The organism is Mesorhizobium sp. LSJC280B00, from assembly GCF_000502835.1.
Classification (GTDB): Bacteria; Pseudomonadota; Alphaproteobacteria; order Rhizobiales; family Rhizobiaceae; genus Mesorhizobium.
The window spans coordinates 26,832-41,070 of sequence record NZ_AYVL01000018.1 but is presented as its reverse complement, the minus strand read 5'-3'; the positions used below and the strand labels follow the sequence as shown (position 1 = coordinate 41,070).

Here is a 14,239-nt window from a genome sequence, read left to right as displayed (position 1 = left end):
TCAGTAGCAGGAAATTGCAGACCTTGCTGCTTTCAAACGAACCCGGGCACATGGCCCGGGTCGGAGGGAACGCAACCTGAATTCCGTCAGGCGGCTTGCTCAAGCGTCGGCTGCCATTGTCCAAGCGCTGCCAGATGGTTCATGTGGGCGCGATGGGCGAAGGCGGCCTGCGCGGCGGCGACGTTCGCTGCCTTGCCGCCCCAGGCCTTCTGCGGAGCGGCCTGCAAGGCGCGGCCGTAGGAGAAGGTCAGCTTCCACGGATGCGGGCCGATGGCGTTGATGGCATTGAGGTTGGCGGTCGCCTGCTCGTCCGATTGTCCGCCCGAAAGGAAGGCGATGCCTCCAATCGCCGCCGGCACCGTCTCGCGGAACAGTTTTATGGTCTTTTCGGCGACTTCCTCGGGGCTGCTGACCTTGCCCGATTTCTTGCCGGCAAGGACCATGTTCGGTTTCAGGATGGTGCCTTCGAGCACGACGCGGGCCGCATAGAGCTCGGTGTACAACTTTGTCAGCGTCGCCTTGCTGATCTCGTAGCAGGTGTCGATGTCGTGGGCGCCGTCCATCAGCACCTCCGGCTCGACGATCGGCACGATGCCGGCCTCCTGGCAAAGCGCGGCGTAACGGGCGAGCGCATGGGCGTTCGAGCCGATCGAGGTGGCGGAAGGCAAGCCCTTGGCAACATCGATGTCGATCACCGCGCGCCATTTGGCAAAGCGGGCGCCGAGCTTGTAATAGTCGGCAAGGCGTTCGCGCAGGCCGTCGAGGCCCTCGGTGATGGTGTCGCCGGGAAAGCCGGCCAGCGGCTTGGCGCCGGCGTCGACCTTGATGCCGGGGATAGCGCCTGATGCCTTGATGATGTCGACCAGCGGTGTGCCGTCGGCGGCCTTCTGGTGAATGGTCTCGTCGTAGAGGATGACGCCGGAAATGTACTTGGTCATTGCATCGCTGGCGCGGAACATCATCTCGCGATAGTCGCGGCGACTGTCGGCGGTCGACTCGACACCGATGACGTCGAAGCGCTTCTTGATGGTGCCGGAGCTCTCGTCGGCAGCCAGCAGGCCCTTGCCATTGGCCACCATCGCGGCGGCAATGTCCTCGAGACGTTCGCTCATCGTGCTTCTCCTGAAAGAATTGATCCGCGCCCAGCAGACCACCAGAGCAACGCAGGTTCAAGTCGAACCATTTCGTCAAACAAGCGCGAATCGATTGAAAGTCGCGGGCGCACTCCTTCGCGCTGCTCTTGCGGCCGCGCTCAGCGCTTCAATACGTCGACGCCGGGCAAGGGCTTGCCTTCCATCCATTCGAGGAAAGCGCCGCCGGCCGTCGAGACATAGGTGAAATCATCGCTGACGCCGGCATGGTTGAGCGCCGCCACCGTGTCGCCGCCGCCAGCGACCGAGATCAGTCTGCCGGCCCTGGTGCGCGCTGCCGCGTGCCTGGCCGTCGCCACCGTTGCGTGGTCGAATGGCTCGATCTCGAAGGCGCCGAGCGGCCCGTTCCAGACCAGCGTCGCGGCGCGGTCGATCCATTCGGCAATGGTTTTCACGGTCTTTGCGCCGACGTCGAGGATCATGCCGTCGGCCGGCACGTCTGCTATGGCGACGGTCTCGCTGACGGCGCCGGCCCTGAACTCCCTGGCGACAACGCCGTCGGCGGGCAGGATGATGGCGCAGCCGGCCTCGGCCGCCTCGATCATGATCTGCTTGGCGGTGGTCGCGAGATCATGCTCGCACAAGGATTTCCCGACGTCGGTGCCGCGTGCCGCGAGAAACGTGTTGGCCATGCCGCCGCCGATGACCAGCGCATCGACCTTCTTCACCAGGTTCATCAACAGGTCGATCTTGGTCGAGACCTTGGCCCCGCCGACGATGGCGACAACCGGACGGACAGGATTGCCGAGACCCTTTTCCAGCGCATCGAGCTCGGCCTGCATGGTGCGCCCGGCGAACGCCGGCAGCACATTCGCCAGGCCTTCCGTGGACGAATGGGCGCGGTGCGCAGCCGAGAAGGCGTCGTTGACGAAGATGTCGCCGTTGGCGGCGAGCTTTTCGGTGAAGGTCGGGTCGTTCTTCTCCTCAGCTTTGTAGAAGCGGGTGTTCTCGAGCAGCAGCACGTCGCCGTTATTCATGGCAGCAACGGCATTTGCCGCCTTGTCACCGATGCAGTCGGAGGCAAAGCCAACCGGACGGCCGAGCACGTCCGCCGTCGCCTTGGCGATCGGCTCGAGCGAGAATTCCGCCGCCGGTCCATCCTTGGGCCGGCCGAAATGGGCAAGCAGGATGACCTTGGCGCCCTTGCCGGAGAGCTCGGCGATGGTCGGCGCAATGCGCTCGATGCGGGTGGCGTCGGTGACCTTGCCCTCGGTGACGGGAACGTTGAGGTCGACACGCACCAGCACACGCTTGCCGCTGATATTGCCGATGTCGTCCAGTGTCTTGAAGCCGGCCATGCTGATCCCTTTCGCGAAAAATCGCGGGGACCTTACCCCGCATCGACGACGATGCAAGACCTGGCTAACGGTTCGCCGAAAATATGATTCACGTGTCGAGGACGAAGTGCCCACGGGGAGCAAGATGGCAGCAATGGCGCGAAACGCACCGACATATGGCTTACCGATTGCGCACCACGATGCATGCGCCGCCCACGCTTTGCAGCTTGTCGCAGATCGTGTCGGCCTTGGCTCTGCTATCGGCGCCGATCCGCACGGCATAGATGCCGCGCCTACCGATCGGGGTACGTACCCGGCTGACCACCGGATCGTGGCCGGCAAGCAGTGCCGGGAACCGGCTTTTCACTCTCAGCCACTGGTTGAGCGCCGCGGCGCGGCGGAAATTGCCGGCCACCTGCACCCCCCACGGCTTGATGTTGATCGACGACATCGGCACGGTTCTGGACATGATCACCGGCAGCTCGCGGCAAGCGGCAGCGAAACTCGCCTTCTTGTCGAGCGGCCGGATGACGCCGGCGTAGGCGGTATTGGTGAAGTTGTCGGCCGGCTCGCCCATGACGTCCAGAACGTAGCTTTCGGTCTCCATCGGCAAGAAGCCGCCGGAATTCAGCCAGCGCGACACCCGGGTCTCGCCAGCGTTGTAGGCGGCTGCGGCGAGGCCCAGATTGCCGAAACCGGATTTCATTTCGGCGAGGTACTTTGCCGAGGCCGGGATCGCCTGTTCAATGTCGAAGGAATTGGCGAGCCCGCGCATCCTGGCGGTGCCCGGCATGAACTGGGCAATGCCTTCGGCGCCGACCGGGCTGACCGCATTGGGATCGAAACGGCTTTCCTTCCAGATCAGCCGGGCAAAGAAATCCCTGGGCAGCCCGTTCCGGTCGGCATGGGCCTCGATCAGGTTGCAAACCTGGTCGATCAGCTTCTTTTTGGCGGGCCGTGGTGGATCGGCCTGAACGGCTGTCGCCCAGATCAGCCCGCAAATGAGAACCAGCGCCGCGCCGAGCAAACGCCGCATTCAACTACTCCGCCGCGGCTTTGTCGTGCTGCCCGAACCGCCGTTCGATATAGTCGGCGACCATCTTCTCGAAATCCGCGGCAATCGATGGGCCGCGCAGCGTCGCCGCCTTCTTGCCGTCGACGAATACCGGGGCGGTCGGCATCTCGCCGGTGCCGGGCAGCGAAATGCCGATATCGGCATGTTTGGATTCGCCCGGACCGTTGACGATGCAACCCATCACCGCGACCTTGAGGTTCTCGACGCCGGGATATTGTTCACGCCACACCGGCATGTTCTTGCGCAGGTCGGCCTGGATGTTCTGGGCAAGCTCCTGGAACACGGTCGAGGTCGTGCGGCCGCAACCAGGGCAGGCGGCGACGATCGGCACGAACTGCCTGAAGCCCATGGTCTGCAACAGCTCCTGCGACACCTGCACCTCGCGCGTGCGGTCGCCGTTCGGCTCCGGCGTCAGCGAGATGCGGATGGTGTCGCCGATGCCTTGCTGGAGCAGGATGCCCATGGCAGCGGACGAGGCGACGATGCCTTTCGAGCCCATGCCGGCCTCCGTCAGGCCGAGGTGCAGCGCATGGTCGGATCGGGTGGCAAGCTCGGTGTAGACGGCGATCAGATCCTGCACGCCGCTGACCTTGGCCGACAGGATGATTTTCTCGCGCGCAAGGCCGATCTCTTCGGCCATTTCGGCCGACAGGATCGCCGATTGCACGATTGCCTCGCGCGTCACTTCCTGCGCGGTCAGCGGAAAGCCTTGGGCCTGGTTGTGATCCATCAGCCGGGTCAGCAGCTCCTGGTCGAGCGAACCCCAGTTGACGCCGATGCGCACCGGCTTGTCGTATCGGATCGCCATCTCGACGATTGCCGCGAACTGCCGGTCCTTCTTGTCCTTGAAACCGACATTGCCGGGGTTGATGCGGTACTTGGCCAAGGCCGCGGCGCAGGCCGGATGATCGGCCAGGAGCTTGTGGCCGATATAATGGAAATCGCCGACCAGCGGCACGTCGATGCCGAGCCGCTCCAGTCGCTCGCGGATGGCCGGTACGGCGGCAGCGCTTTCGTCGCGATCGACCGTTATGCGCACGATCTCGGAGCCGGCGCGATGCAGGGCCGCCACTTGCGCGACCGTCTGGTCGACATCGGCCGTGTCGGTGTTGGTCATCGACTGGACGACGACTGGGGCGCCGCCGCCGACCATCACGCCGCCGACGTCGACACCGACCGACCTGCGGCGCGGGAAGGGTGAGGAAAAATATCCGGTCATGCCGGCTGCCTTTAATCTTGAAGGTCCGGGCATGAGGTGGAGGAGCAAAGATGGCTTGTCAATGGCGACTGGCGCGCAGGCCCAGCAAATCGGAAACAACAAGACGGCAGCTTGCCGCAAATCCGCGAGCGTTTCCGGCAGCATAGCGATGCCACCGGAAAGATCGCGCGCCGGGCGGCGCTTCTAGTCCTGGAAGGGCTTCAGTGGGTCGTCGGTTTCGCCTTCAGTTTTTCAATCTCGTCCTTGAGCGCCAGCTTGCGCCGCTTGAGATTCACGATTTCGAGGTCGTCTACCGACGGATGGGTCATCGCATCGTCGATTTCCCGTTCGATGTCGCCGTGTTTCCGCTGCAGCTCATCAAGATGGGATGCAAGAGACATGATTGGTTCTCCCTTTCATGATTTCCTCGGATTGCAGCCGTCATGGCACGTCCACCGCAGGCTCGCTTCTGTGACGGCATAATGACAGTGTGCCACCATCGCGCACCGATGTCGAATGCTGCGTGGTAGCATTCCACGCCAATATGAAATGTGATATGGGCTGCGCGCCGGTGCAAGAAGACCCGGTCCCGCCCAATCAGGCCCATAGTTTGGGCGCCGCAGACGTGCAGACGGTAAAAATGTCCGATCAGGAACAGGCAGATATCCGCCTCGAATATTCCCGGCTGAAGCAGGAACACGCCGATTTCGACGCGGCAATCAATGCGATGATTGCCATGAATTGCGACCCGCTGCAGATCCAGCGCATGAAGAAAAAGAAGCTCTTCCTTAAGGACAGGCTGATGGCGCTGGAAGACAAGATCATTCCAGACATTATCGCTTGAACGGACGCCGGCGCTGGCCTGCTGGAAAGGCGGCCTATGCCGCGATCGAAAGCCGCGCGGCGCGCTCGCGCAACAGCTCTATCAGGTCATCGGTCTTTTCGGTCGAGGTATCGATGGGAACCACCAGGCACATCGTCGCCTCGACCCTGCCCGGCGCTGAAAAGACCGGTGCGGCCAGGCATTTCGTGTAGGCATCGACAAGGCCGGAGGTGACGCAGTAGCCGGCCGACTTGGCGACGGCGATGTCGTCTATGAAATCGTCGAGTTGCAATCTGCGGCCGTCCGGCAGCACGAGATCGTCCTCGGAGACCATATCCTCAATCGCTGCCCTGTCGAAGCCGGCGAGGAGCAGTCGCCCGGAAGCTGTCCAGGGGAGCGGTATTTGCAGACCCGTCGCCGAGCTGATCCGGAATGGCCTCGTTCCCGGGCTTGAATGGACGATGGTGTAGCGGCCGCTTTGCAGCATGCACAACTCCGAGGTCTCGCCGGTCTCGCGTGACAGATGGTCGACTTCCTGGCGCCCTCGCCTGAGCAGGTCGTTGCCCCGCACATAGTCCATTCCGTAGAGGTAGAGCTTCTTTCCGAAATAGACCCGATTGCCGTCCCCGGCCATTTCCAGCAGGCCTGCGTCGACCAGCGAGCGCACCAGCGTATAGGTCGTCGACCGCGGTGCATTCACCCCTCTGGCAAGGTCGCCAATGCCGATCGCACGCTGGGTCGTGTGGAGAAACTCCAGAATCTGGAGGACCCGGTTGAGGCCCTTCTCCCGAGAACCCGAGTTCTTGTCTTCGTCCAGACCGGCGTCCGGTCGAGCGGCCAAGGCATTGCCATCTTGCATTATCGATTCCTGATGTTAATCTGTCTTGTACAGAGTACAGGCGTCTCTTGTAAGGGACAATGACGTCAGTTGCAACCGATGCCTGTACTGCTGATCCAAAGGGGAACACAACACGAAAGGAGGTCGCCGTGAACGACACATCCAAAAGGCGTGAATTTCTGAAACTGGGAATGGCCGGGCTTGCAACGGCCGGAGTGATGAGCGCCGCTACCGCGGTCGACGTTCAGAAAGCGGCGGCCCAGGCAGCGCCGGACAGCCTGCTGCGCACCGTCCTCGAGCGCGGCAAGGTAATCGTCGGCACCGGCAGTACCAATGCGCCCTGGCATTTCGAGAACGACGCCGGCGAACTGGTGGGCATGGACATCACCATGGGTCGCATTCTCGCCAAGGGGCTTTTCGACGATCCGACCAAAGTGGAATTCGTCATGCAGGATCCGGCTCAGCGCATTCCAAACGTGACCACCAACAAGGTCGACATCACCATCCAGTTCATGACCATGACCGCCCAGCGCTCGCAGCTGATCCACTTCTCCCGACCCTACTACGTCGAAGGCATCGCCTTGCTGACCCTTCCGAACGCCGAAAACAAGACCTTCGACAAGCTGCTTGCCGGCGGTTCGGCGACGCGGATTTCCATCCTGCAAAATGTCGATGCCGAGGCTAACGTGCATATCGTCCTGCCGGAGTCGCAGGTGATGCAGATAGACACGCAGGCCAACGTGCTGCAGGCCTTGGAATCGAAGCGCGTCGACGCCGCCGCGGTCGATCTGTCAACGGTGCGCTGGCTCGCCTCGCGCAATCCGGATAAGTACTTCGATGCCGGCAAGAGCTGGTTCTCGATGCTTTATGGTGCCGCGCTGCGGCAGGGCGACCTCGACTGGCTGACCTTCGTCAACCAGACCTTCACCATCGCCATGTTCGGCCATGAAACGGCACTCTACGACGCTGCGTTCAAGGATTATTTCGGACAGGAGCCGCCGGCGCGCCATCCCGGTTTCCCGGTCATTTGATGCAAGCAGGCGGAAGGACAACGTCCTTCCGCCTTCTCTCATCACAGCCCTCCATGACGAGGACGCATGGGTTATACTCTCAACTTCAACCTTATCTGGCGGCATTTCGACAAGCTCTGGGGCGGACTGCTGCTAAGCCTCGAACTTGCCGTCATCTCGATCGCGATCGGCATCGTCATCGGGCTCGTTCTGGCGGTCTGGTACGTGTCGGCCGGACGTGCGGTGCGGACCATCATCGCGGGGTATGTCGAGTTCATCCGCAACGTGCCGCTGATCCTGCTCGTCTATCTGGTCTTCTACGGCTTGCCGACGGTGGTCGACATTGCCTACAGCGCGCAAACCTCATTCATTGCCACGCTGTCGCTCTACAGCGGCGCCTACCTGGTCGAGGTGTTTCGCTCGGGGCTCGAGGCGGTGCCGCGCGGTCAGCTCGACGCCGGCAAGGCAATCGGCCTGACGCCATGGCAAAGGCTGCTCGATGTGCGCCTGCCGACGATGCTGCGCATAACCCTGCCGGCGCTTTCCAACACATTCATATCGCTCTTCAAGGATACGTCCGTGGCGTCGGTCATCTCGGTACCCGAACTCACCTATGGCGCCCAGTGGATCAACTTCAACACGTTCCGCATTGTCGAAGTCTATCTGGTGGTGACGGCAATGTACCTGTTGACCGGCTACACGCTGCTTTTCGCGCTGCGGCTCGTCGAGCGCCGGTTCAAGGCGGCGCGCTGACATGCTGAGCCAGATCATCTACGCCTTGCCGTTCCTCGCCGAAGGCTTTGCCGTAACCTTGTGGGTGTCGCTGCTGGTCGTGGTGTTATCGCTCATCGCCGGCGTGCTGATGGGCGTCGGCCTTGTCTATGGTCCTTTTCCGCTGCGCTGGGCAGTGCGCATCTTCAGCGACACCATACGCGGCATTCCGATCCTGGTGCTAATCTTCTTCGTCTATTACGGCCTGCCCGCGGTGGGGCTGCATCTGGAATCCTTTTGGGCGGCCGTGTTCGCCCTCACCCTCTTCAAGACCGCACAAGTCGTCGAGTATCTCAGGGGCGCCGTCGGCTCGATTCCCAAGGGTCAGTCCGAGGCGGCGATGGCGATCGGACTGACCTTTCGCCAGCGGCTGGTCTACGTCATTTTTCCGCAGGCGTTCAGGCGCTTCCTGCCACCCTGGATCAATGGCGTCACCGACGCGGTGAAGGGCAGCGCGCTGGTCTCGCTGCTCGGCATCACCGACCTCATGCAGGCGATCAACCAGGTCATCGGCCGCACCTATGAGGCGATGCCACTCTACATTCTCGGTGCGCTCGTCTACTTCGCCGTCAACTACGCCCTCTCCTTGGCCAGCCGGCGCCTGGAGCGGCGTTTCTCCTTCATCCGGGAATAGCACGATGTCCAACGCCTCGCACCAGAATCCGGCACTTCTCGATGTCACCGAGGTTTCCAAAGCCTTTGGATCCGTCGAGGTCCTGCGCTCCGTCAGCCTGCAAGTGACACGCGGCGAGGTCGTGACTATCATCGGCCCCTCCGGCAGCGGCAAGACCACGCTACTGCGCTGCGTCAATTTCCTGGAGAGCTACGACAGCGGCTCGATCCGTATCGACGGCAAAGAAGTCGGCTATCGCGAGACGGGAACACGCCAGCGACGCAGCGAGCGCGACCTGGCGGCGATGCGAGCCGAGACCGGAATGGTGTTCCAGAGCTTCAATCTGTTTCCGCATTTGACTGCGGCCGGCAACATCATGCTTGGCCTGCGCAAGGTGCGCGGCAAGAGCAATGCCGAGGCCCGCACCATTGCCGAGCACTGGCTCGGCCGCGTAGGCCTCGCCCACAAAGCCGACAGTCTGCCGGCCGAGCTTTCCGGCGGCCAGCAGCAGCGCGTCGGCATCGCCCGCGCCGTGGCGATGGAGCCGAAGATATTGCTTCTCGACGAGATAACCTCGGCGCTCGACCCCGAACTGGTTGGCGAGGTGCTCGAGGTCGTGCGCAGCCTCGCCGAAGACGGCATGACGATGCTGATGGTCACGCATGAAATGGCTTTTGCGCGCGACGCATCGAGCCGCATCGTTTTCATGGCGGATGGCGGCGTCAGTGCCGTCGGACCACCCGCCGAGATTCTGGCGGCGGGGTTCGACAATGAACGCCTTCGCAGTTTCCTGGCGCGGTTTCGCGCCTCGCATTTTTGACATCGGACGGCGAAAGCTGTCGCAAGGAGCTTTTATGACGCCTTACATCCGGCTCGCGGAATTGGGCCTGACACTGCCCGAGCCGCCGAAGCCCATCGCCAACTTCGTCACCTATGCCGAGAGCGGACGGCTGATCTTCCTCTCCGGCCAGGGGCCGTTGCGCGCCGATGGCGCGCTCTGCACCGGCAAGGTCGGAGAGGATGTCAGCGTTGAAGAGGCTTACGGGCATGCGCGTCTGACCGGCCTGAACCTGCTCGCCGTCATGCATGCCGCGGCCGGCGACCTCGGCCGCATCGTGCGCGTCGTCAAGCTGCTTGGCTTTGTCAATGCGACGCCGACATTCAGCGAGCACCCCAAGGTGGTGAACGGCTGTTCCGATCTTTTCGCGGCCGTCTTTGATACGCTTGGCGGACATGCCCGTTCCGCGATCGGTGTCGGCTCGCTGCCGGGCAACATCACAGTTGAAATCGAGGCGGTCGTCGAGATCGCCGCCTGAAATCTTAAACAGGATCTACAGAGATGACGACCTATGCCGCTGACCGTTCCAACACGACAATCCGCGAACGGCTTGGCCTTCGCCCAATCATCAATGTCTCCGGCACGATGACGGCACTCGGTGCTTCGATCATCGTGCCAGAAGCGATTGCCGCAATGTCGGAAATGGCCTCGCAATGGGTCGAGATGGACGATCTGCAGCGCGCCGCAAGTAGGGTGATTGCACGCCTTACCGGCGGCGAGGCCGGCTTCATCACCGCATGCTGCGCCAGCGGCATAACAATGGCGATTGCCGGCGCGATGACCGGGACCAGCCTTCTTGCGATCGAGCGGCTGCCGGACGACACCGAGGGCCTCAAATCGGAGGTCATCGTTCAGCTTGGTCACATCGTCAATTATGGCGCGCCGATCGACCAGTCGATCCGGCTTGCCGGAGCCAAGGCAGTGCCTGCCGGCACGGTCAGCGTCACCCAGGATTATCATGTTGCCGAGGCGATCCGGGACCGGACGGCGGCAGCCCTCTACGTCGTTGCGCACCACACCGTGCAATACGGCATGCTCTCGCTTGAGGAGTTCTGCGAGATTTGCCACGCCAAGGGCGTGCCGGTGATCGTCGACGCCGCCTCGGAATACGATTTGCGTGGCTTTCTGGCGCGCGGCGCCGACATTGTTGTCTACAGCGGGCACAAATTTCTCTCAGGGCCGACAAGCGGCATCGTTGCCGGCCGCAAGGATCTGGTACGGGCCGCCTATCTTCAGAACCGGGGCGTTGCGCGCGCCATGAAGGTCGGCAAGGAGAGCATTGCCGGCACTATGGCGGCCCTGGAAGCCTGGGAGCGGCGCGACCATGCCGGCATTCGCCAGCGGGAAGACGCCGCACTGCATCTGTGGCAAACCGCATTGCAGGGCCTGCCTGGCATCGAGGCACGTATCATTCCAGATCCGACCGGAAATCCTCTCGACCGCCTGCAGGTGTTTGTTGCGCCGGAAAGCCGCTTCACCGCCGCCGGCCTCGCCTCGGCGCTTGCGGCGGGTTCGCCGCCCGTGATCGTGCGCAACCACGAGGTCGAGCGCGGTCACTTCTTCCTTGATCCGTGCAATCTCCATCCCGGCGAGGCGGAGATCGTTGCCGAACGCCTGCGAGCGGTGTTGAGTGCTGCCGATCGGCCCGCGGATGCGATGAAACCCGCTCGCAAGCAGTCCGCCGGAGCGCTGCGCTGGCCGGACTAGACATCGCCAGAGCGTGGTCGAGCCAGTGCCTTCCAGCGCCGGCTTCGCATCGGGCCAGTGCGCCATCACGGCAGTGTGAATGAACTTTTAGTCTTCGGGCGGAATAAACCACCCCGCCCATTGGTCTCCCAAACAGACGCCATTTCCGGCGTGCAGGAGACCGGTATGACCCACCACCACGACAATGAAGCTGACGGCATCAGCCGCCGTCATGCACTGGAATGCATGATCTGGGCCGGCACGGGAGTGCTGTGGACAATTTCGGCCGGCGTGCCGGTTTCGCTCAGCCTGCTCGGTGCGTCGCAAGCCGCCGAGGCCTTGGCCACCGGCTTCACTTTCCTCCAGATCTCCGACAGCCACATCGGCTTCGACAAGGCTGCCAACCCGCACGCCATCGACACGCTGAAGGAGGCCATCGGCAAGATCCAGGCGTTGCCGCAAAAGCCCGCCTTCATGATCCACACCGGCGACATCACCCATTTGTCGAAAGCCGCGCAGTTCGACAACGCTGCCCAGATCATCGGCGGCGCAGGCTTCGACGTGCATTATGTGCCCGGTGAGCACGACCTGATCGATGACGGCAATGGCCAGGCCTATCTCGACCGCTACGGCAAGGGCACCAAGGGCGCTGGCTGGTATTCGTTCGACCAGAACGGCGTCCATTTCATCGGCCTGGTCAACGTCGTCAACCTGAAGGCTGGCGGGCTGGGCAATCTCGGCGCCGACCAGTTGGCATGGTTGGCCGATGATCTGAAGGCGGTCACCGCCTCGACGCCAATCGTCGTCTTTGCCCACATCCCGCTATGGGCTGTTTATCCCGAATGGGGCTGGGGCACCGACGACGCGGCGCAGGCCTTGGCCCTGCTCAAGCGCTTCGGCTCTGTCACCGTACTCAACGGCCATATCCACCAGATCATGCAGAAGGTCGAAGGCAACGTTACCTTTCATACCGCGCGCTCGACCGCTTTCCCGCAACCGGCGCCGGGCACCGCAGCCTCACCCGGGCCGATGACGGTACCTGCCGGCCAGTTGCGCAGCCTGCTCGGCACAAGCAGCGTGACAGTCAAGCAAGGCGGGCAGGACCTCGCCATCATCGACAGCACGCTGGCCTGAGGGGAAATGCGATGATCCGCTTCCCATCCCGCGTCTTGGTCGTATCCCCTGTCACGTTCGGTTTGGCGGCGATCCTGATAATGGTTGCCATGCCACTGAACGCAGCAGACCAGCCAATGGTCAAGATCGAGAACTTTGCCTTCACACCGGCGGTGCTGACGGTAAAGCAGGGCACTACCGTGACCTTCGAGAATGACGACGACATCCCGCATCTGGTGGTCGCCAACGATGCCTCGTTTCGCTCCAAGGCGCTTGACACCGGTGACACATATGCCTTCACCTTCACCAAAGTGGGCGACTATGCCTATTTCTGCGGGCTTCACCCGCACATGCAGGGCAGGATCACCGTCGCTCCGTGAGGATTTTCGGAAGGTTCTGCCCGGGATGCCGGGCGATGCGACGGTGTTGAACCAAGAGGCCGCGACCGAGCGCTTTCGCGAGGTGGTTCTGCCCCATCTCGCGGATGCGCTTGCGCTCGCCCGCTGGCTGACCGGCAACGCCGCCGACGCGGAGGATGTGGTGCAGGAGGCCTGTTTGAAGGCGCATGCGGGCATCGCCGGCTATGCCGGCGGCAATGCGCGCGCCTGGCTGCTGGCGATCGTGCGCAACGCCTCTTACTCCTGGCTGGCGCGCAACCGGCCGCGCAGTATCGTCGCCGTCGGCGACCTGAGCGACCTCGATGACATGACGGCTGCATATGGCGCCGGCCTGCCGGATACGGATAGTCCTGAGGCAAGCCTGATCGCCAAGGCCGACGCGGCCGCACTCGAGGCGGCGATCGCCGCGCTGCCGCACCAATTTCGCGAGACTGTGGTGCTGCGCGACATCAACGGCCTCAGCTATCGCGAGATCGCGACGCTGCTTGGCGTGCCGCTAGGCACGGTGATGTCGCGGCTGGCGAGGGCGCGCGGTCTGCTGATATCCCAACTTGGGAGGGCGCCATGAGCGCGCACAACGATGGACTGCCCGATGACCCGGCGGGCGTGGAGCTGATGATCCATGCCTTGGTCGATGGCGAGCTCGACGCAGCAGCAGCATTGGCTGTCGAGCGACGCATCGCGGCCGATCCGGCGCTCGCCGCCGAGCATGCCCGCATCGCTGCGCTGCAGACGGTCGTCAGCGGGCTGCCGAGGCTCGATGTCCGTGAGGATTTCAAGGCTCGCATCGCTGCAATCGGGACAGCCGGTACGGAGAAAGTGCTGCCGGCGCCGGCGCCCGCCGCTCGAGTGCCGCCGGCACACAGAGCGGTGCACCAATTTGGCGCGTTCGACTGGCGCGCGCTGGCGGCGTCGATCATCGTTACCGCCGTGCTGGCCAGCGGCGCGACGCAATGGATGATGCTGAGCAGGGCGCCCGACAGCTTTGCCGCCGCGGTCGCCAGCGGCCATCGCCGCAGCCTGCTGGCAGCCAGCCCCGTGGACGTCGTCTCGTCGGACCGGCACACGGTCAAACCCTGGCTGGATGGCAGGGTCGGCCTGTCGCCGCCGGCACCTGACCTTGCCAGTGACGGCTTCGCGTTGCTCGGCGGCCGGGTCGAGGTGATCGCCGACCAGCCAGTGCCGGCACTGGTCTACAGGCACCGCGAGCACCTGATCACTCTGGTCGCCGCGCCCGAGGAAACCGGCTCGACAGCCGGACCGGTCGATCTTTCTGCTGGTGGCTTCTCGCTGGTCCACTGGAGCGACAGCACCTTTTCCTACTGGGCGATTTCCGATACCGAACGGCCTGAACTTGACGACTTCGTCAACCGCTTCCGAGCAGCGGCCGCCCGATGACAGACCGCCCCTGTCCATGTGCGTAGCCACGGAGACGGCACAAGCGGCTT

At 63.2% G+C, this 14,239-nt stretch carries 17 protein-coding genes; 11 read left to right on the top strand and 6 right to left on the bottom strand.

Annotated elements, in window-relative coordinates; translation table 11 throughout:
- Positions 1-86: 86 nt before the first annotated feature.
- The 5 genes from X773_RS62715 to X773_RS62695 all read right to left on the bottom strand — a co-directional run bounded on the left by X773_RS62715 (position 87) and on the right by X773_RS62695 (position 5,102).
- Positions 87-1,112, bottom strand: a complete 1,026-nt coding sequence (locus X773_RS62715) for a class I fructose-bisphosphate aldolase (RefSeq protein WP_023678485.1) — start codon at positions 1,110-1,112, stop codon at positions 87-89.
- 140 nt (positions 1,113-1,252) lie between these two features.
- Complete coding sequence (locus X773_RS62710) at positions 1,253-2,449, bottom strand: phosphoglycerate kinase (protein ID WP_023678484.1); 1,197 nt, start codon at positions 2,447-2,449, stop codon at positions 1,253-1,255.
- A gap of 160 nt (positions 2,450-2,609) precedes the next feature.
- Positions 2,610-3,464 (bottom strand): lytic transglycosylase domain-containing protein, encoded by an 855-nt coding sequence (locus tag X773_RS62705; RefSeq protein ID WP_023678483.1) that lies wholly within the window; start codon positions 3,462-3,464, stop codon positions 2,610-2,612.
- 4 nt (positions 3,465-3,468) lie between these two features.
- A complete protein-coding gene (ispG, locus tag X773_RS62700; RefSeq protein ID WP_023678482.1) occupies positions 3,469-4,722 on the bottom strand; it encodes a flavodoxin-dependent (E)-4-hydroxy-3-methylbut-2-enyl-diphosphate synthase in 1,254 nt (417 codons plus the stop codon).
- A gap of 200 nt (positions 4,723-4,922) precedes the next feature.
- On the bottom strand, positions 4,923-5,102 hold the full coding sequence (locus X773_RS62695; protein WP_023678481.1) for a YdcH family protein: 180 nt from the start codon (positions 5,100-5,102) through the stop codon (positions 4,923-4,925).
- A gap of 239 nt (positions 5,103-5,341) precedes the next feature.
- On the opposite strand from X773_RS62695, the gene X773_RS62690 reads away from it, so the two are divergent.
- The gene (locus X773_RS62690; protein WP_023678480.1) at positions 5,342-5,545 is read left to right on the top strand and encodes a YdcH family protein; all 204 of its coding nucleotides are present in this window, start codon (positions 5,342-5,344) and stop codon (positions 5,543-5,545) included.
- 34 nt (positions 5,546-5,579) lie between these two features.
- Here X773_RS62690 and X773_RS62685 read toward each other — a convergent pair whose 3' ends face one another.
- On the bottom strand, positions 5,580-6,383 hold the full coding sequence (locus tag X773_RS62685) for an IclR family transcriptional regulator (protein WP_023678479.1): 804 nt from the start codon (positions 6,381-6,383) through the stop codon (positions 5,580-5,582).
- Positions 6,384-6,511: 128 nt separating this feature from the next.
- Here X773_RS62685 and X773_RS62680 point away from each other — a divergent pair, with 128 nt between their 5' ends.
- The 10 genes from X773_RS62680 to X773_RS62635 all read left to right on the top strand — a co-directional run bounded on the left by X773_RS62680 (position 6,512) and on the right by X773_RS62635 (position 14,189).
- On the top strand, positions 6,512-7,393 hold the full coding sequence (locus X773_RS62680) for a transporter substrate-binding domain-containing protein (protein ID WP_031212143.1): 882 nt from the start codon (positions 6,512-6,514) through the stop codon (positions 7,391-7,393).
- 66 nt (positions 7,394-7,459) lie between these two features.
- Positions 7,460-8,125, top strand: a complete 666-nt coding sequence (locus X773_RS62675) for an amino acid ABC transporter permease (RefSeq protein WP_023678477.1) — start codon at positions 7,460-7,462, stop codon at positions 8,123-8,125.
- 1 nt (position 8,126) lies between these two features.
- Positions 8,127-8,777 carry an amino acid ABC transporter permease gene (locus tag X773_RS62670; RefSeq protein ID WP_023678476.1) on the top strand — a complete coding sequence of 217 codons (651 nt, stop codon included), beginning with the start codon at positions 8,127-8,129 and terminating at the stop codon, positions 8,775-8,777.
- Between the two features lie 4 nt (positions 8,778-8,781).
- On the top strand, positions 8,782-9,576 hold the full coding sequence (locus X773_RS62665) for an amino acid ABC transporter ATP-binding protein (protein ID WP_023678475.1): 795 nt from the start codon (positions 8,782-8,784) through the stop codon (positions 9,574-9,576).
- 34 nt (positions 9,577-9,610) lie between these two features.
- Positions 9,611-10,072, top strand: a complete 462-nt coding sequence (locus X773_RS62660; RefSeq protein WP_023678474.1) for a RidA family protein — start codon at positions 9,611-9,613, stop codon at positions 10,070-10,072.
- A 23-nt stretch (positions 10,073-10,095) separates the two neighbouring features.
- On the top strand, positions 10,096-11,301 hold the full coding sequence (locus tag X773_RS62655; protein WP_031212142.1) for an aminotransferase class V-fold PLP-dependent enzyme: 1,206 nt from the start codon (positions 10,096-10,098) through the stop codon (positions 11,299-11,301).
- Positions 11,302-11,466: 165 nt separating this feature from the next.
- Positions 11,467-12,414 carry a metallophosphoesterase gene (locus X773_RS62650; RefSeq protein ID WP_023678472.1) on the top strand — a complete coding sequence of 316 codons (948 nt, stop codon included), beginning with the start codon at positions 11,467-11,469 and terminating at the stop codon, positions 12,412-12,414.
- Between the two features lie 11 nt (positions 12,415-12,425).
- A complete protein-coding gene (locus X773_RS62645) occupies positions 12,426-12,773 on the top strand; it encodes a cupredoxin family copper-binding protein (RefSeq protein WP_023678471.1) in 348 nt (115 codons plus the stop codon).
- A gap of 46 nt (positions 12,774-12,819) precedes the next feature.
- On the top strand, positions 12,820-13,359 hold the full coding sequence (locus tag X773_RS62640; RefSeq protein WP_023678470.1) for a sigma-70 family RNA polymerase sigma factor: 540 nt from the start codon (positions 12,820-12,822) through the stop codon (positions 13,357-13,359).
- Positions 13,356-14,189, top strand: a complete 834-nt coding sequence (locus X773_RS62635; RefSeq protein WP_023678469.1) for an anti-sigma factor — start codon at positions 13,356-13,358, stop codon at positions 14,187-14,189. The genes X773_RS62640 and X773_RS62635 overlap by 4 nt, the downstream gene beginning before the upstream one ends.
- Positions 14,190-14,239: the final 50 nt, after the last annotated feature.